This is a genomic window from Tabrizicola sp. YIM 78059, from assembly GCF_004959785.1.
In the GTDB taxonomy this organism is placed as follows: Bacteria; Pseudomonadota; Alphaproteobacteria; order Rhodobacterales; family Rhodobacteraceae; genus Tabrizicola; species Tabrizicola caldifontis.
This window is the reverse complement of record NZ_SJZH01000001.1, coordinates 221285-237513: the sequence shown is the minus strand read 5'-3', so window position 1 is coordinate 237513 and position 16229 is coordinate 221285. Positions and strand designations below refer to the sequence as shown.

Genomic DNA, 16229 nt, shown 5'->3' with positions numbered 1-16229 from the left:
AGACCCGCTGGACGCCATGCCTGATACAGCACTAGACACCGCCTTCTGGCTGACCACTGTTGCAATCCTGTTGCTGCTGGTCCTGTCTGCCTTCTTTTCAGGTTCGGAAACCGCGCTTACCGCATCGTCCCGGGCGAAGCTGAAGGCCCAGGCCGATCGTGGCTCGCGCGGAGCGAAGGCCGCGCTGAAGGTGACCGAGGACCGCGAACGGATGATCGGGGCGATCCTTCTGGGCAACAACATCGTCAACATCCTGTCGGCCGCGCTGGCCACCTCGCTTCTGACCCGAATCTTCGGTGACAGCGGCGTGGCGCTGGCAACGTTGGGCATGACGCTGCTGGTCCTGATCTTCGGCGAAGTGATGCCGAAGACCGTCGCCATCACCTACCCCGAGCCGGTGGCCACCCGCGTGGCCCCGCTGATCCGGCTGGTGACGCAGGTGTTCTCGCCGGTCATCCTTGTCGTGCGCACGCTGGTCAACGCTGTCCTGCGGCTGTTCGGCATGCGTGCCGACACGACCGATCCACTGCTGGCCCTGCGCGAGGAAATTGCCGGCGCCATCGCGCTCGGCCATTCCGAAGGCGCAGTGGAAAAGGAAGACCGCGACCGCCTTCTGGGCGCACTGGATCTTGCGCACCGCACGGTGGACGAGATCATGCGCCACCGCCGCCAGGTCGAGATGATCGATGCCGATCTGCCGCCCGACGAGATCATCAACCAGGTCCTTGCCTCGCCCCACACCCGCCTGCCGATCTTTCGTGACACCGACGACAACATCCTGGGCGTGATCCATGCGAAGGATCTCCTGCGCGAGGTCCATCGTCTGATCCGGGGCGAAGAGGGCTCGGTCAGGGGGATCGAGAATCTCGACATCCTGAAGATTGCGATGAAGCCCTATTTCGTGCCCAACACCACGACACTGGACGAACAGATGCGCGAGTTCCTGGCCAGGCGCACCCATTTCGCGCTGGTGGTGGACGAATACGGCGCGCTTCTGGGCTTGATCACCCTGGAAGACATTCTTGAGGAAATCGTCGGCGACATCAGTGACGAATTCGACCCGGTCAAAAAGGATTCCGGCCTCACCAAGACCGAGGACGGCGCCTGGCTGGTCGATGGTGCCATGACGATCCGCGACCTCAACCGGGCGATGGACTGGCAGCTGCCCGATGACGAGGCCAACACCGTGGCCGGTCTGGTGATCCACGAGGCGCAGATGATACCGAACACGGGCCAGATCTTCAGCTTCCACGGCTTCCGCTTCGAGGTGGTGGAACGCCGCGAGAACCGGATCACAAAGCTGAAGGTCAAGCCCCTCTGACGCGCGGTGCCAGCCCCTTGACCCAGCCGTCCAGCGCAAGGGCAAGCGCGGACCAGTCGGTGTATTCCTTGTCCTTGCCGGGCTCGACCTTCTCGCCCTTCTGGTCGGCGATGCGGCGCATCGCCCAGGCACGGAAGAAGTCGTATTCCGAAAAGCGGAAGGCGCCGGCGACATGTTCGGTGCGGCCGGGGGTCCAGCCGGTTTCCGACTGGAACTCTGCCAGGCAGCGGTTGAGCCCCGCCCAGTCGTCGGGATCATTCCCCGCCGCCGACAGAGACACGGCAAGGAACAGCGTCGGCATTTCCGAAAGGGCCGCGCGCTGGCTGGAAACGAAGCGTATCAGGGCCTTCTGGTAGCCCCCGGCGTGCAACGAGCCCGCCAGGATCGCGCCATCGAAGCGGGACAGGTCCAGACCTTCGGCGTCCTCGACATTCAGGAGTTCGACGCCATGCCCCTGCCCCGCCAACCGGTCGGCGGCAAAGCGGGCGATCTTGCGGGTCTGGCCATCGGTGGTGGCATAGGCGACAAGCAGCAGCATGGACGAATCCTTTCACGGCTAACCCGGTCAGGACAGCACGGCCCGCGCAGCGGCGCCTTGATCCGGATCAGGCCGACCGCCGCACTGCCGGAGCCCTGCGTGCCGCCCATTCCGCCGCCGCCGTGCCGAAGGCCTGAAACAGCGGACGCGACACCGGATCATTGGCCGCGTTCCATTCCGGGTGCCACTGGACCGATAGCGTGAACCCAGGCGCATCCTTGACATAGATCGCCTCGGGCGTGCCGTCGGGCGCATACCCGTCGATCACGATCCGGGGTGCCGGGCGCGCGATGCCCTGACCATGCAGGGTATTGGTCATCACCTCGCGCGCGCCAAGCAGTCGATGAAATGGCCCGCCCTCGGTGAAGGTAACCTTGTGGCGCAGGGCGAACTGTTCCTCCAGCGTGCCGTCGGGCGGCATCCGGTGGTTCATCCGGCCCGGCAGGTCGCGGATCTCGGGGTGCAGCGTGCCGCCAAGCGCCACGTTGACCTCCTGAAAGCCGCGGCAGATGCCCATGAAGGGCTGGCCGCGTTCAACGCAGGCGCGCACCAGCGGCAGGGTGATCGCATCGCGGCACCGATCAAAGGTGCCATGGGCGGGGGTCTCTTCCTCGCCGTATTCGCTGGGGTGGATGTTCGGTCGTCCTCCGGTCAACAGAAAACCGTCACACAGATCAAGCAGTTCTTTAACGCAGACAAATCTCGGGTCCGAGGGGATGATCAGCGGCAGGCAGCCGGCCACCTCGGCCACGGCTGCGGAATTCATCGTGCCACCGGAATGCACGGGATAGTGGTCGTTAAGCAGATAGCTGTTGCCGATGATCCCGACCACTGGCCGCCGGGCCCCGCAGCGTTCTTCTTTCACATCCGTCACCTGACACGTTCCATCACAGAAAGATAACGCCCCCCGACTGACACGGAAAGAGGAGTAACCTGGCTTTGCCGCACAGATCGGCATGCCGCCCGCACAATGCCCGGAAATGCGGCGGACAGCTTCAGGCGCCCTCGGCCACGGCCCGGATCGCCGCATCCAGCGCCCCCGGGCCACAGGGAATGGCAAGGGAATGCAGGCCGGCTTCCATCACTGCAAGTACACCCAGCGTCATGTGGGCATTCACATGCCCCATATGCGCCACCCGCAGGAAACCATGATAGGCCGGATCGGTCGAAGGTGCCATGCCGAGGCCAATGCCCAGCGTCACCCCGGCGTTATTCTCGCACCACTCGCGCAGCCGTGTGGCATGCGGCGCACCGAAGCGCGCCGCTGTCACCGACCAGCCGCGATGGGCCGGGTCCGCGACATTCATGCCGATCGCCGGGTTGCCCGCGGACCATGCGTCAAAGGCCGCCCAGACCGCCCCCGCCAGCACCCGGTGCCGACGCCAGACATTCGGCAGACCCTCTTCGCGGATCATGTCCAGCGCCTCGCGCAGGCCATAAAGATGCGAGGTCGGCGCCGTGCCGTTCCAGATCTGCCAGAACTCCTCGGGTTCCGCGCGCGGCCCCCAGGCCCAGTAGGGTGTGGCCAGATCCGACTTGCCGCAGCGCTGACGGGCCTCTTCCGAAAACCAGACGAAGGCCATTCCCGGCGGCGTCATCAACCCCTTCTGACAGGCCGCGACCATCACATCGACACCCCAGTCGTCCATGTGGAACTCGTCACAGCCAAGGCTGGCAATGCAGTCCACCGCCAGAAGCGCCGGGTGCCCCGCCGCATCCATCGCCGCCCGCAGCGCCGGTATGTCTGTCTTGATCGAACTGGCGGTATCGACATGCGTGGTCAGCACCGCCTTGATCCGGTGAGCGGCGTCCGCACGCAGCACCGCCTCGACCCGCCCCATGTCCACGGGCGAGGATTTGCCGAAATCCAGCACCTCGACCTCGACCCCCATGGCCCGGGCCGAATTCGCCCAGCTCAGCCCGAACTGTCCCGTGGCCAGGACCAGCGCCTTCTGCCCCTTAGAGAAAAGGTTGGCATTCGCTGCCTCCCACCCGGCATGGCCGTTGCCGATGTAGATTGCGACATGGCCGGTGGTGCCCGCCACCATGCGCAGATCGGGGAAAAGGCTTGCCACCATTTCGATCAGCGGGCCTTCGTAGATGTTGGGCGATCCGCGATGCATGGCGCGCAGCACCCTGTCGGGAATGACCGATGGGCCGGGAATCGCCAGATAGGGGCGGCCGTTGGCTAGGCTCATGCGTCTCTCCTCTGTCAGCCCGCCATGGCTAGGCCCGCAGGGCGCCCGCGTCAATGCGCCCGCCTCGCTTGAGCCGGCGGCCCTTACCCGTTAAACCCTGCCAGACCCGCCCCAAAGCCCGAGGCCACGTGCCCACCGCCCGCGCCTATTCGTCCCGCACGCTCTTTGCCCGCTACTGGCGCAGCTATCTGCGGCCCTATGCCGGGCTGATGGCGCTGGCCTTCACCATGATGGTCATCGAAGGCTCGACGCTGGGTCTGCTCAGCTACATGATCCAGCCGCTCTTCGATCTGGTCTTTGTTCCGGGTGGCGGGGGCGCGCTGGTCTGGGTGGGGGCGGCGATCCTGGCACTGTTCCTGGTTCGCGCCGTGACCTCTATCCTTGGCCGCTGGCTTCTGGCCAGGGTGAACCAGTCCAGCGCCGGGGCAATGCAGGCCGATCTGGTGCAGCACCTGCTCACGCTGGATGCCGGCTTCTTCCAGACCCATTCCCCAGGCAAGCTGATCGAGCGGGTCCAGGGCGACACGCTGGCCGCACAGGGCGCGGCAACGCTGGTCATTGGGGGGATCGGCCGCGATCTGGTGTCGCTGGTGGGGCTTTTTGCCGTGGCCCTGTGGATCGACCCGATCTGGACGCTGGCCGCGCTGATCGGGGCGCCGCTTCTGCTGCTGCCCACCCTGATCCTGCGCCGCTATCTGCGGCGCAAGGCCCTGCACACCCGCGAACAGGCCGGCCTGCGCGCCACGCGCCTGGACGAGATATTCCACGGCATCCAGGCGGTGAAACTGAACCGCATGGAAAGCTATCAGGCCACGCGCTTCCGTCGCATCGTCGATGCGATCGTCCGGGCCGAGGTCAAGACCGCGCTCGGCCGTGCCGCTATGCCAGCGCTGGTCGACGTGATCACCGGCATCGGTTTCTTTGCCGTGCTGATGCTGGGTGGACGCGAGGTCGCCGAAGGCACGCGAACCACTGGCGAGTTCATGTCCTTCTTCACCGCAATGGCGCTGACCTTCCAGCCGATCCGTCGGCTGGGCGATCTGGCGGGGCAGTGGCAGGTAGCGGAAGCCAGCCTGGAACGGATCTTCACCCTGTTCGACACTCGCCCCTCGACCAGTCGGCCCGCCGTCAGCCGCGCCCGCCCCGCCCCCGGCGCGCCCGAGATCCGGTTCGAGAACGTGACCTTCGCCTATCCCGACCGCCCAGTGCTGGACAACCTTTCCTTTAGCGCCGAGGCGGGCAAGGTCACCGCGCTGGTGGGCGCCTCGGGGGCGGGGAAATCCACCGTCTTCCAGATCATCGCCGCCCTGGTCGAGCCCCAGTCGGGCCGGGTGATGATCGGCGGGGTCGATGTGACCGACCTGAGCCTTGCCGACCAGCGTGCACTGCTGGCCTCGGTCTCGCAGGATGCGGCACTGTTTGACGAGACGCTGCGCGAAAACCTGCTGCTCGGCCGGTCAGATATTCCCGACACCCGGTTGGCTGCCGCGCTGGCAGATGCCGAAGTTACCGGCTTCGCTGCCAGCCTGCCGCATGGCCTGGACACGCCGGCCGGTCCGCGCGGCTCGGCGCTCTCCGGCGGGCAGCGCCAGCGCATCGCCATAGCCCGTGCGCTGCTTGCCGATGCGCCGGTGCTGCTCTTGGACGAGGCAACCTCGGCGCTGGACACGCGCACCGAGGCGGCCGTTTCTGCCGCCCTGGCCCGTGCACAGGCGGGGCGCACGACGCTGGTCATCGCGCACCGGCTTTCCACCGTGAAGGGGGCCGACAAGATCATCGTGCTGGACCGCGGCCGCGTGGTCGAACAAGGCACGCATGACGAACTGATGAAGAAGGGCGGGCTATATGCCCAGCTGCAACAGGCCCAGCTGCGCGACTGACCCCTGTTGCTGATCGCGGCCCCTGACCCGATGCTGCACCAACCTGGCGTATGGCGACCCACCGATGAGAAGAGACAGTCGCCCGAGAAGGCCCCCACGTGCAGGCCCCTTCCCCCCGGCCATGCCGCCGCCTATCTTCTGCGCATGAATACAGGCGAAGCCATCCCCGAACGCACACTCTGGAACCTGAGCGGCAATGACGCGCTGGGCTTCCTGCAAGGGCTTGTCTCGAACGACGTCCGCCCGCTGGAAGGTGCCCCCGGCATAGTCTGGGCCGCGCTGCTGACACCACAGGGCAAGTATCTGGCCGACTTCTTCATCGTCCGCCGGCCCGAGGGCGACCTGCTGATCGACATTGCCACCCCGCTGGCACCGGCTACCCTGAACCGGCTGACCCTTTACCGCCTGCGCGCCGACGCGCGGATCTCGCCCTCGACGCTGCATGTGCGCCGCGGCCTTGGCCCCGCCCCGCAAGGCGCACTGCCCGACCCGCGCCACCCTGCGCTAGGCTGGCGTGCCTATGGGGATCAGGCCGGCAGCCCCCCCGCAATCGATTGGGACGCGATCCGGGTGGAACATGTGATCCCGGAAAGCGGCATCGAACTCGTCCCCAACGAAAGCTACATCCTGGAGCACGGGTTCGAACGCCTGCATGGGGTAGATTTCCGCAAGGGATGCTATGTCGGCCAGGAGGTCACTGCGAGGATGAAGCACAAGACCCAGCTGGCCAAGGGCCTTGTTCGCGTAGTGATAGACGGCAGCGCGCCGGTCGGCACCCCAATTCATGCCGGCGACAGGCAGGCCGGGGTCCTGTTCACCCAGGCCGGCGACCGGGCCTTGGCGTATCTGCGCTTTGACCGGGCCGATGGCCCGATGACCGCAGGAACAGCAAAGATCAGGCTGGACACCTGACCCGGCGTCCGATCACAGGGATTTGTCAGAATTTCTTACCAAACAGTTGAATTTCGCGGCGGCTTCGCTAAATGTGGCGAACGCCTCCGGCAGATCGGCACAAGATACTGAGCCGCCCCGGCAAAGCCATGCACCGGTTGCATGGCCGCCATTCCAAACCGGAAGCACCGAATCGATATCAAACCGTTACAACCCGCGAACGCCGCGAAAGACAAGAGCAAGAATAAGGACCGTCAGATGTTCGACTCCATCGACAGCACCGCCTACAACTTCGAGCAGGGCCAGCGCGCGCGCAAGCTGTTTGCCGCCGTGGTTCTGGCTGCGCTGGATGATGCCATTGCGGACGACAAGAAGTACGGCAACGGACCCGACCAGATCGCCCGTTGGGCGCGGTCGCGCGACGGGCGCGAAGTGCTGTCCTGCGCCGGGATCGACCCGAACGAGCGTGTCGTGAAGGGTCTGATGGAATTTGTCGCCAAGGGTGTGCGCACCTCCGTCGCCCTTAGCCGCGAGGAATCCGAACGCCGCCACGCGCTTGAGGCCGAACAGGCCGAAGCCGCCTGAGGCGGCGACCAGCCGATCAAACGACAGCGCGCCCTTCGGGGCGCGCTTTTCATTTCAGGGCTGCGTCAGTCCAGCGCCCGCGCGGCAAGGGCGCGGTTGATCTCGGCGCGGACCAGCTTGCGGACATTGCGGGTTATGCGCTCTCCAAGAACGCCCTGCAGTTCCTCGCGGATGATGCTGCGCACGATTTCCTGCAAGGCCTCTTCGTCCAGGACCGTCAGGGGATTTCCGTCCTTGTCGACCAGAGTCTGCGTTTCGTCCAGGATCGAACTGAATACGGTCGGCCTACCGCGTTCTGCCTGGCCCACCAACGCCTCGGGTTCGACGGTGGCAGGGTCTGCCGGGATGTCTTCCTGAACCCCCGCCCAAACCTCGGCATCGCGGGGTCCGGGCGCCAATTCCGCAATCTGCGGCTCTGGGATCACGGCTTCCGGCAAGTCCTCCTCGAACTCCGAAGGCACCTCCCAGACCGGCTCTGCTGCCATCTCGACCAAGGGGGGGCCTTCTTCCTCTGCGGGAAGGACAAGTTCGGCCTCTTCTGCACCAAGCGCCAGTTCCGCAAGCGGGGTCGGCTCTTCCTGCCAGATCGGATCCTGCCAGTCGGCATCGACGATCTGAGAGACAGCTTCCGATTCAGGCTCTGCGGGCCTGTCCGGCTCTGCCTTGGCCGCAGACGGGGGAGCCGGCATCGGCGCCTCAGCGTCATCGGTGACGACACGCAGGGCCGGGGTCAGGATCAGCTTGTCCTCACCCTGGCTGCGCGGTGCTGGTCTTGGGCGCATCTCGGCCGAGACCAGGCGACGGATAGAGGAGACCACATCCTCGATTTCATTGCTGCTGAGTGGCCCTGACATCACTTGTTTCCGTAGCCGACTGCCGACCCCGACATCAGGTTACCCCGCCAACTCTCTAGCCGGCAACGCATTTCTACACGCGGCATGCGGGGGGCGCGTCAGTTGCCGATCTTTTCCAGAATGCGGTCCAGCTTCTTGCCCTGAACGCTGTGCGACGGCGCCCTGCGAACCGTGTCGTAATAGGCCTCGGGGTCGTAGGTCGGAATGCCGAGCTTCAGATGTTCCGCCGTCAAAAGCCCCATCGTGGCCAGCACGCGGTAGACCCCGACATAGCGCTGCGCTTCGGCCTGAAGACGGCTGTTGCGCGCGTTCAGAAGTTCCTGCTCGGCATCCAGCACGTCCAGTGTCGTACGCGTTCCGGCATTCGCCTCTTCGCGCACACCGTCAAATGCGGTCTGTGCGGCGCGGATCTGACGGTCCGATGCCTCGATCGAGGCCGCCGAAACGGCAAGGTTCGCCCAGGCGACACCCACGTTCTGGATCACGTTCACCGCCGTCTGCTGCAACGCGGCGCGGGCACGGTCCTTCCCGGCGATCGCCTGACGCTGCAACGACGACAGCCGCCCGCCGGCATAGATCGTCTGGCTCATGTTCAGGCCGATGGTCTGCTTGTCCACGCCCCTGTCATCCGTCTCGACCGTGGCCCGGGCGCCGACCGTTGGCAGGCGCGCGGCCTCGGCCAGACGCAGCTGCAGGTCGCTGACAGTCACCAGATGCTGCGCCTGTCGGATCAGCGGGTTGGTCGAGCGAGCGACGCCTTGCGCCTCTTCCAGCGACTTGGGCAGGGCCGGCGCCTTCGGCAGCGGGGCCAGACGGCCCGGATAGGCACCGGTCGCGGCCTTGTAGGCCTCGCGCGCCACCATCAGATCCCCTTCAGCCGCCGCCAACGCCGCGCGAGACCCGGCAAGCCGCGCCTCGGCAATGGCCACGTCGGTACGGGTGTTCTCTCCCACCTCGAAACGCGCTTCTGCGGCGCGCAGTTCCTGGGTGATCAGCCGCAAGTTCGACTGCCGCAGCGCTACCACGTCCTGCGCCAGGCGCACATCGACATAGGCCTGAACCGCCGCCAGAAGCACCTGCTGCTCGACCTCGACCAACGCCTGGCGCGTCGCCAGAACGCTTTCCCGCGCTATCGCGATCCCGAGTTGCGAGCGTCCGAAGTCCAGAAGCGTCAGGTCTGCCGTCAGCTGCAGCGAGGCACTGGTGCCGTCCACGACCGCCGCGCCGCTATCGGTCCGGCCCCAGCCGGCCTGCGCGGTGTAGGCGATGACCGGCCGCAGCGAGGAGACCGCCTGCGCCACATCCTCGTCCGCGGCGCGCAGAACCGCGCGGTTCTGATCAAGCAGGTTGGAGTTGCGATAGGCCGCAATCAACGCATCGGCCAGCGTTTCGGCCCCTGCAACCGGCGCGGCCAGCGCTCCGGCCACCGCAACCACGACCGTCCTCATCCATGCCCGCATCATTCTGCCTTTCCTTTGCCCGCGCACTCCTGCGGTTGTATGATCAAGGATCCGAACGGACGCTTGGCCCTCTCCGGACAAGGCCCTAGGGGCCTAAAGCACAAAGCCCCGCTTCCTGGCAAAGCCGTTCAGCACCGGGGCCGCGGCGTTGAACACCGGACGCCAGCTCATGCCACCCTCACTCTTGAAGCCGACCTTCGCCGTTCCCAGCGGCCCGTCCATGAAGATCGCCCCGATGCGTCCCCCATCCTTGAGCTGTGCCAGCAGCGCATCGGGCACCGTTTCCACCCCACCCTCGATGGTGATCACGTCATAAGGTGCATGCTTCGGTGCCCCGGCGACCAAGGCGCCGGGCAACACATGCGCGTTGTCCACACCCTCTGCCGACAGAAGACGCGCAGCCTCGGCAGCAAGGGTCTCGTCCTCTTCCACGGCCACGACGGTGCCTGCCAGCCTGGCGATGACCGCGGCCGAATAGCCAAGACCGCAGCCGATATCGAGCACCATCTCTCCGGGCTGGATATCCAGCGCATCCAGAAGCTTTGCCAGCGTCCGCGGCTCCAGCATCACGCGGCCCCCGCCGATGTCGAGGTTTTCGCCGACATAGGCTGCCTCGCGCCGCTCTGCGGGCACATAGACCTCGCGCGGGACCGACAGCATCGCGTCGATGATGGGGAACTTGGTCACATCCGAGGGGCGGACCTGGGTATCCACCATCATCACTCGGCGGGAGGCGAAATCGCTCATTCTGAACTCGATGATTTCATGGCTCTGTCGGGCAGTCTTGCCACAGAACCCCGGACCTCGCAACGGGCGAAAGCCGCAGGATCATGGATTTGGCCAAGGGCGCACCGTCCGCCGGTCATGTCTGCATGCCCACGCCTGATCCTGCCGAAGGGGCGACGGACAACGCGCGTTCGCCAAGCTTGCGGAACTTGTCCGATGCCCGGGTCAGACGACCCTTCCATTCCGGCATCGGTTCCTGCCCCTCGGTCACCCGCAAGAAGACCTGCAACATGCAGGCCACCGCAAAAGGTTCGATCAGCGCGGCCTTGACGGCCCATGCGAAGATCAGGGCAAGGACGTACGTGCCCGCCATGCCGTCGCCCGGCATCACCCCGGCCAGGGCCGCAGCCGGACCAAGCACGGCCAGAAAGACCAGGGCAGCCAGAACCCAGGTCATCAGCGCAAGCCACGCCGCGTTGGCCAGCATAGGCCGGGCATTCTGCGCATAAAGCACCAGGCCGTCATGCGCGGCCTCCCACGCGTTTTCCGAACGGGTGCGGATCGCGTGGCCCAGGATCACCTCGTCGATCAGGCCGACCGCCAGGCGCAGATAGGCCCGAAGCCCGCCCATCAGCCGGTCAAGCCCCGGGATCGGCAGAAATGACATCAGCCCCCCCAGCAGGCCGGTCACCGCATTGATCACGCCCTTCACCAGCACATCCAGTGCAAACAGCGCCGAGGCCTGACCAAAGCGCGCTTTCACCACGTCGCGGGCATGGGCGATCTGCCCCGTGCCGCCGGGAACGGACCTGCCATCCAGCAGCTCGACCATCACGGCGATGTGGCCGGCCTTGACCATGTAAAGGGTGTAATCACGCAGGAAGAAGATCACCCCGGCCGTCAGTGCGAGCCCCGCCGCACCGCCCCAGAACGCGCTGGACGCCTGAAAATCCTCGTCCCCGAAGGCCCCGAATCCGTAGCCGACACCAGCGCCCGTGCCGGTGACAATGACCAGGGCCGCAGCCATGCCGAAATAGACGACGACACGGAACACCAGGAATGGGGCCGTGCGCAGCATGATCCGAAAGGCCTTGAAAATGCTGAAATCCCACATCTGCACACCTGAAATCGACAGGCGCAAAGCGTGGCGTCGGACCAGCCGGAATGCAAGCGTCAGATCAGCCTTGGCCGCGACATGGGCACGACGACTGGTTCCATTCTGGTCAACAATTCTCGGCATTTTGCGGCAATGTCCCCGGCGCGGAGACCGGCCTCGGCATACATCTCGGACGGGCTTGCCTGATCGATGAAACGGTCGGGCAGTGTCAGCGTGCGGACCATCTTCCCCCGGTCCAGTCCGCCCGATCGCGCAAGGTAGTGCAGCACCTGCGCGCCGAAGCCGCCCTCTGCCCCCTGTTCCAGCGTCATCAGCACCTCATGACTGTCGAGTAACCGGTCTATCAGCCCCGTATCCAGCGGCTTGGCAAAGCGGGCATCGGCCACCGTGATGTCGATGCCTTCCTCCGCCAGCAGGTCGGCCGCCGCCAGCGCCTCCGACAGGTGCGCCCCGAAGGACAGGATCGCAACCCCCTTGCCTTCGCGCACCATGCGGCCCTTGCCGATCTTCAGCACCTCGCCCGTGGCGGGCAGATCCACCCCCACACCTTCGCCCCGCGGATAGCGGAAGGCGATGGGGCCTGCGTCATGCGCCGCCGCCGTGGCCAGCATGTGGACGAGTTCCGCCTCGTCCCCGGCGGCCATCACCACCATGTTCGGCAGGCTGGACAGGAAGCCGATGTCAAACGCGCCGGCGTGGGTCGCGCCGTCCTGTCCCACCAGACCCGCGCGGTCGATCGCAAAACGGACGGGCAGATTCTGCAACGCCACATCATGCACGATCTGGTCGTAGCCGCGCTGCAGGAAGCTGGAATAGATCGCGCAGAAGGGCCGCATGCCGCTTGCGGCAAGGCCTGCCGCGAAGGTCACCCCGTGCTGCTCGGCGATGCCCACGTCGAAGACGCGCGCGGGGAAGCGGCGCTGCATGATGTCCAGCCCCGTGCCGCCCGGCATCGCGGCGGTGATCGCCACGATGCGCGGATCGCGCGCGGCCATTTCGGTCAGCTTGTCGCCGAAGACCTGGGTGTAGCTTGGCGCGTTCGACTTGCCCTTGACCTGCTGGCCAGTCGCCACGTCGAACCTGGCTACCCCGTGATACTTGTCGTCTGCCCCCTCGGCCGGGGCATAGCCCTTCCCCTTGACCGTGACGCAGTGAATGAGCACGGGCCCCGAGGCGCGCGCCTTGGCTGCCCGCAACGTGGTCAGAAGCTGGCCCATGTCATGCCCGTCGATCGGGCCGATGTATTCGAAACCGAACTCCTCGAACAGCGTGCCCCCACCTGGCAATCCTGTCACCAGCGACCGCGCCCGCCGCGCGCCGTCACGGACCGGGCCGGGCAGCGCCGCCTCCAGCCCTTCGGCCGCGGCCTTGAGCATGGCGAAGGGGCCCTTTTCGGCAATCGCGTTCAGATAGGCCGACATGGCGCCCACAGGCGGGGCGATCGACATGTCGTTGTCGTTCAGGATGACGAACAGGCGTTCCTTCAGGTGGCCCGCGTGGTTCAGTGCCTCATAGGCCATGCCGGCGGTGATCGCCCCGTCGCCGATGACGGCAATGGTATCCCCAACCGGCATCCCCATCTTGCGACCCATGGCAAACCCCAGCGCCGCCGAGATCGAGGTCGAGCTGTGCGCCGCCCCGAACGGATCATATTCGCTTTCGCTGCGCTTGGTGAAACCGGACAGCCCGCCCTTCTGTCGCAGCGTTCCCATCCGGTCACGCCGCCCGGTGATGATCTTGTGCGGATAGCACTGGTGGCCCACGTCCCAGATCAGCTTGTCGAAGGGCGTGTTGAACACGGCATGAATTGCCACCGTCAATTCCACCACCCCCAGCGAAGAGCCCAGATGCCCGCCGGTACGGCTGACGATCTCGATCGTCTCCTGCCGCAACTCGCGCGCAAGGGTGCCCAGTTCAGCATCGCTCAAGGCCTTCAGGTCCACCGGGCTGGCCACCCGGTCAAGGGTCGGGGTACGGCTTTCGTGGTCCATCGTGGCCTCCGTTCGGGAAAAAGGTGCCGTGTGGAAGTGGCCCACACGGCACCAGGTCCCTGTCGCCAACAGGAAGGGAACCGGGCTGTGGTTGCGCCCCGGATCCGGGCTGGCAGTTGCCCGGATGTGTTGCAGGGGGCGGGTCATGTGCCCACCCCCCGATCGCGTCAGACCTGGACGGTTTTCTCGATCACGAAAAGGTTAGACCAGGTGTTAGGGTCGGGGGCCTGCTTGCTTTCGTCAGGCAGAAGAAGGCTGACGCCATAGATCGCCCAGAGGATCAGGCCGACCGAGAAGACGAATATGGCGGCCATTCCGGCCCCTTTCATCATCTGGCCTAGGCCCCAGTAGGCCAGCCCGGCAAAGCGCCCTTCGCGGAAATAGTCGTCGGACATCATCCGTTCCTTTCCTCAGTTCATCGGCGCGTAGCCGTGTTCCTGTGCCCAGACATACCAGTTGTCCACGACCGTGCCGGTCAGCAGGATCCCGATGCCCCCGGTCAGCGTGACCAGGATCGCGAACCACCAGGCCCAGCGGTGAATGCCCTCCATCGTGGCGTTGAACCCCATGGTCCAGCGCCAGAACAGAGCCGCGCGTTCCGCGGCGGTACCGCGGTCGGCGATCTGCTCCAGCTCGCGGTCACCGCCGAAGCGGGAAACTGCAAGGATCGTCGCCCCGTGCATCGCGAACAGCAGCGCCGACCCGTAAAGGAAGACGATGCTGAGGGCGTGGAACGGGTTGTAGAACAGGTTGCCGTAGGTCAGGCTGAAGGTGTTGGTCCAGTCGAGATGGGTGAAGATGCCATAGGGCACCGCCTCGCTCCACGATCCCATCAGGATTGGCCGGATCAGCCCCAGCACCAGGAACAGCCAGATGGCGCTGGCAAAGGCCCAGCAGATGTGCTTGCCCATGCCCAGGGCCTGTGCCCGCAGATAGCTGCGCACCCACCAGGCCAGCACGCTGATCAGCAGGAAAAAGGACGCGATCAGGTAGTAGCCGCCCTCGGCAAGCGGCGGAAAGCCCAAGCCGTATTGCGGCGACGGCGGATCAAGCGACAGCCAGAACAGGTCGCGCAGGAACACCGCCGGGTTGAAGCCCGCCTGATACCAGAACCATGCGCCCACCATGGTGAACCACACGACCCCGGAGAAAAGCGAGATCACCCCCATCGTTCCCAGATAGACAGGTCCGAGCTGGGCATTGCCGAACCAGCCGGCCAGCGTCGAGAAGCTGGCGCTGCGCGTCCGGTTGGCCAGATCCACGCCCTCGACCATCCCCATTTCGGGGGCGCCGCGAACCTGCACCTGGTTGAAGATGTTCTGATACTCAGCCATTTACGCCTCCCGGAATGTCGGCCCACCAAGGCAGCTGAAGCCACCAGTCCCACCACACGACCCACTGATCGAACCAGATGGTGCCCGAGATCACGATGCAGACCGCGCTCCAGAAGCCGGCGTTCAGCGCCAGAAGCAGGCCCAGACGGTGGATGCCCAGCGTGCCGACCGAATAGCCGATGAAGTCGCGGAAGAAGGTGTCCTCGTGGTCGGGCGTCCGCATCTCCTTGCCCTTTTCGGGGTTGGCCGCCGAAAGGATCAGGCCGCCATGCAGGGCAAGCGCCAGCGCGTTGGTGAAGAAGAAGCTCACCGCGATCATGTGCGCCGGGTTGTAGTGGAAGTTGCCATAGGTGTAGCCGGTGTTCGACACCCAGTCGAGGTGGGTCCAGATGCCATAGGGGAAGGCATAGCCCCAGGCCCCCATCAGCACCGGCCGGATCACGACCAGGGTGACATAGGCGAAGATGGCCACGCCGAACGCGAAGGGCACATGGTAACCCATGCCCAGCTTGCGGCAGATTTCCACCTCGCGCAGCGCCCAGCTGACGAAGGCGCCGATGGCGCAGATCGTGATCAGCTGCCAAAGCCCGCCCTCGCGCAGCGGCGCGAAAGCCAGCCCGTATTCCACCCGCGGCGGGTCGATCGAGATCAGCCACGGGTTCCAGACGCCTTCCAGCGCGGTTCCGTAGAAGATCAGGATGGTGCCCAGGGCGGCAAAGAAGAAGGTCGTTACGCCGAAGAAACCGACGTAGAAGGGACCCACCCAGAAGTCGAACAGGTTCCCGCCGACCAGCGTGCCGCCCGGCACGCGGTATTTTCGTTCGAAGCTGAGCAGTGCCATGCTTCTATCTCCGCTAGGTCCGGGGCCGCATCGGGCGCGGGACGCTTGTCCCGGAATGTGACGTTCCCTGGTTTGTTGCGGGCGGCGACAATCCGACCGCCGCCCGCAACGGAGACATCAGCTCACTCGCTCGCAACGCGGTTGTATTTCTCTGCCGCGATGTTGAACCAGTTGTAGCTGGGGGTGCTGAGCAGCACGAGGTGGATCATCGCCGCCAGCAGGAACAGGAACACGCCCTGGGCGACGAAGACTCTGCGGGGGTCGAAGATCAGCCAGATCTTGTAGAACTTTGACATCTCTCACTCCTCCTCAGAACCACGGACGCCAGATGAACACCGCCAGATGAGCGACGACGGCAATGGCCACGAACAGCCAAAGCCCGCTCATGTAGACGGAGTGCAGCTCTTGCGCCTGCTCGTCGGTGAGACCTGTGAAACTCAGGTCGGTTTTATCAGCCATTCGATCCTCCGGATGGTCAGACTGACGCCGCATA

The 16229-nt window shown here is 65.4% G+C and carries 17 protein-coding genes; 4 read left to right on the top strand and 13 right to left on the bottom strand.

What is annotated here, in order from left to right:
- The first annotated feature begins 16 nt into the window (after positions 1 to 16).
- Positions 17 to 1321, top strand: a complete 1305-nt coding sequence (locus tag EZM81_RS01080) for an HlyC/CorC family transporter (protein WP_136644474.1) — start codon at positions 17 to 19, stop codon at positions 1319 to 1321.
- Here the strand turns inward: EZM81_RS01080 and EZM81_RS01075 are convergent.
- From EZM81_RS01075 to EZM81_RS01065, 3 genes are all read right to left on the bottom strand, one after another.
- Positions 1308 to 1859, bottom strand: coding sequence for a flavodoxin domain-containing protein (locus tag EZM81_RS01075; protein WP_136644473.1), 552 nt, complete (start codon positions 1857 to 1859; stop codon positions 1308 to 1310). The two genes, EZM81_RS01080 and EZM81_RS01075, sit on opposite strands and share 14 nt — an antisense overlap.
- Before the next feature lie 67 nt (positions 1860 to 1926).
- Positions 1927 to 2733: a gamma-glutamyl-gamma-aminobutyrate hydrolase family protein gene (locus tag EZM81_RS01070; RefSeq protein ID WP_248298093.1), complete on the bottom strand. Its 807-nt coding sequence runs from the start codon at positions 2731 to 2733 to the stop codon at positions 1927 to 1929.
- 121 nt (positions 2734 to 2854) lie between these two features.
- Positions 2855 to 4057, bottom strand: coding sequence for an alanine--glyoxylate aminotransferase family protein (locus EZM81_RS01065; RefSeq protein WP_136644471.1), 1203 nt, complete (start codon positions 4055 to 4057; stop codon positions 2855 to 2857).
- Positions 4058 to 4266: 209 nt separating this feature from the next.
- Between EZM81_RS01065 and EZM81_RS01060 the strand changes: the two genes are divergently transcribed.
- From EZM81_RS01060 to EZM81_RS01050, 3 genes are all read left to right on the top strand, one after another.
- Positions 4267 to 5937, top strand: a complete 1671-nt coding sequence (locus EZM81_RS01060) for an ABC transporter ATP-binding protein (protein WP_248298112.1) — start codon at positions 4267 to 4269, stop codon at positions 5935 to 5937.
- 144 nt (positions 5938 to 6081) lie between these two features.
- A complete protein-coding gene (locus EZM81_RS01055; protein WP_135447107.1) occupies positions 6082 to 6849 on the top strand; it encodes a folate-binding protein YgfZ in 768 nt (255 codons plus the stop codon).
- A 237-nt stretch (positions 6850 to 7086) separates the two neighbouring features.
- Positions 7087 to 7413 (top strand): DUF6280 family protein, encoded by a 327-nt coding sequence (locus EZM81_RS01050; RefSeq protein WP_135447109.1) that lies wholly within the window; start codon positions 7087 to 7089, stop codon positions 7411 to 7413.
- Between the two features lie 65 nt (positions 7414 to 7478).
- Here the strand turns inward: EZM81_RS01050 and EZM81_RS01045 are convergent, their stop codons facing one another.
- The 10 genes from EZM81_RS01045 to pufB form a co-directional block, all read right to left on the bottom strand.
- Positions 7479 to 8267, bottom strand: coding sequence for a hypothetical protein (locus EZM81_RS01045; RefSeq protein WP_136644469.1), 789 nt, complete (start codon positions 8265 to 8267; stop codon positions 7479 to 7481).
- A gap of 98 nt (positions 8268 to 8365) precedes the next feature.
- Positions 8366 to 9730: a TolC family outer membrane protein gene (locus tag EZM81_RS01040; RefSeq protein WP_248298092.1), complete on the bottom strand. Its 1365-nt coding sequence runs from the start codon at positions 9728 to 9730 to the stop codon at positions 8366 to 8368.
- Positions 9731 to 9820: 90 nt separating this feature from the next.
- Entirely contained in the window at positions 9821 to 10474 is a 654-nt protein-coding gene (locus tag EZM81_RS01035) for a protein-L-isoaspartate O-methyltransferase (RefSeq protein ID WP_136644468.1), read from the bottom strand.
- A gap of 115 nt (positions 10475 to 10589) precedes the next feature.
- Positions 10590 to 11531 carry a hypothetical protein gene (locus EZM81_RS01030; RefSeq protein ID WP_248298091.1) on the bottom strand — a complete coding sequence of 314 codons (942 nt, stop codon included), beginning with the start codon at positions 11529 to 11531 and terminating at the stop codon, positions 10590 to 10592.
- Between the two features lie 95 nt (positions 11532 to 11626).
- Positions 11627 to 13561 carry a 1-deoxy-D-xylulose-5-phosphate synthase gene (gene dxs / locus EZM81_RS01025; protein ID WP_136644467.1) on the bottom strand — a complete coding sequence of 645 codons (1935 nt, stop codon included), beginning with the start codon at positions 13559 to 13561 and terminating at the stop codon, positions 11627 to 11629.
- 167 nt (positions 13562 to 13728) lie between these two features.
- Positions 13729 to 13959 carry an RC-LH1 core complex protein PufX gene (pufX, locus tag EZM81_RS01020; protein ID WP_135447117.1) on the bottom strand — a complete coding sequence of 77 codons (231 nt, stop codon included), beginning with the start codon at positions 13957 to 13959 and terminating at the stop codon, positions 13729 to 13731.
- A gap of 12 nt (positions 13960 to 13971) precedes the next feature.
- The gene (gene pufM / locus EZM81_RS01015) at positions 13972 to 14895 is read right to left on the bottom strand and encodes a photosynthetic reaction center subunit M (protein ID WP_136644466.1); all 924 of its coding nucleotides are present in this window, start codon (positions 14893 to 14895) and stop codon (positions 13972 to 13974) included.
- Positions 14888 to 15736, bottom strand: a complete 849-nt coding sequence (gene pufL / locus EZM81_RS01010) for a photosynthetic reaction center subunit L (protein ID WP_135447121.1) — start codon at positions 15734 to 15736, stop codon at positions 14888 to 14890. The genes pufM and pufL overlap by 8 nt, the downstream gene beginning before the upstream one ends.
- A 122-nt stretch (positions 15737 to 15858) precedes the next feature.
- Positions 15859 to 16032: a light-harvesting antenna LH1, alpha subunit gene (gene pufA / locus EZM81_RS01005; protein WP_135447123.1), complete on the bottom strand. Its 174-nt coding sequence runs from the start codon at positions 16030 to 16032 to the stop codon at positions 15859 to 15861.
- Between the two features lie 13 nt (positions 16033 to 16045).
- Positions 16046 to 16195: a light-harvesting antenna LH1, beta subunit gene (gene pufB, locus EZM81_RS01000; RefSeq protein WP_135447125.1), complete on the bottom strand. Its 150-nt coding sequence runs from the start codon at positions 16193 to 16195 to the stop codon at positions 16046 to 16048.
- Positions 16196 to 16229: the final 34 nt, after the last annotated feature.

Excerpts from the sequence above, each read along its gene's own strand:
- pufB (WP_135447125.1), bottom strand. The coding sequence starts at position 16,195 with ATGGCTGATAAAACCGACCTGAGTTTCACAGGTCTCACCGACGAGCAG.
- EZM81_RS01080 (WP_136644474.1), top strand. The coding sequence starts at position 17 with ATGCCTGATACAGCACTAGACACCGCCTTCTGGCTGACCACTGTTGCA.
- pufL (WP_135447121.1), bottom strand. The coding sequence starts at position 15,736 with ATGGCACTGCTCAGCTTCGAACGAAAATACCGCGTGCCGGGCGGCACG.
- EZM81_RS01050 (WP_135447109.1), top strand. The coding sequence starts at position 7,087 with ATGTTCGACTCCATCGACAGCACCGCCTACAACTTCGAGCAGGGCCAG.
- EZM81_RS01040 (WP_248298092.1), bottom strand. The coding sequence starts at position 9,730 with ATGATGCGGGCATGGATGAGGACGGTCGTGGTTGCGGTGGCCGGAGCG.
- pufA (WP_135447123.1), bottom strand. The coding sequence starts at position 16,032 with ATGTCAAAGTTCTACAAGATCTGGCTGATCTTCGACCCCCGCAGAGTC.
- EZM81_RS01060 (WP_248298112.1), top strand. The coding sequence starts at position 4,267 with ATGGCGCTGGCCTTCACCATGATGGTCATCGAAGGCTCGACGCTGGGT.
- pufM (WP_136644466.1), bottom strand. The coding sequence starts at position 14,895 with ATGGCTGAGTATCAGAACATCTTCAACCAGGTGCAGGTTCGCGGCGCC.
- pufX (WP_135447117.1), bottom strand. The coding sequence starts at position 13,959 with ATGATGTCCGACGACTATTTCCGCGAAGGGCGCTTTGCCGGGCTGGCC.
- EZM81_RS01045 (WP_136644469.1), bottom strand. The coding sequence starts at position 8,267 with ATGTCAGGGCCACTCAGCAGCAATGAAATCGAGGATGTGGTCTCCTCT.
- EZM81_RS01065 (WP_136644471.1), bottom strand. The coding sequence starts at position 4,057 with ATGAGCCTAGCCAACGGCCGCCCCTATCTGGCGATTCCCGGCCCATCG.
- EZM81_RS01035 (WP_136644468.1), bottom strand. The coding sequence starts at position 10,474 with ATGAGCGATTTCGCCTCCCGCCGAGTGATGATGGTGGATACCCAGGTC.
- dxs (WP_136644467.1), bottom strand. The coding sequence starts at position 13,561 with ATGGACCACGAAAGCCGTACCCCGACCCTTGACCGGGTGGCCAGCCCG.
- EZM81_RS01055 (WP_135447107.1), top strand. The coding sequence starts at position 6,082 with ATGAATACAGGCGAAGCCATCCCCGAACGCACACTCTGGAACCTGAGC.
- EZM81_RS01030 (WP_248298091.1), bottom strand. The coding sequence starts at position 11,531 with ATGCTGCGCACGGCCCCATTCCTGGTGTTCCGTGTCGTCGTCTATTTC.
- EZM81_RS01075 (WP_136644473.1), bottom strand. The coding sequence starts at position 1,859 with ATGCTGCTGCTTGTCGCCTATGCCACCACCGATGGCCAGACCCGCAAG.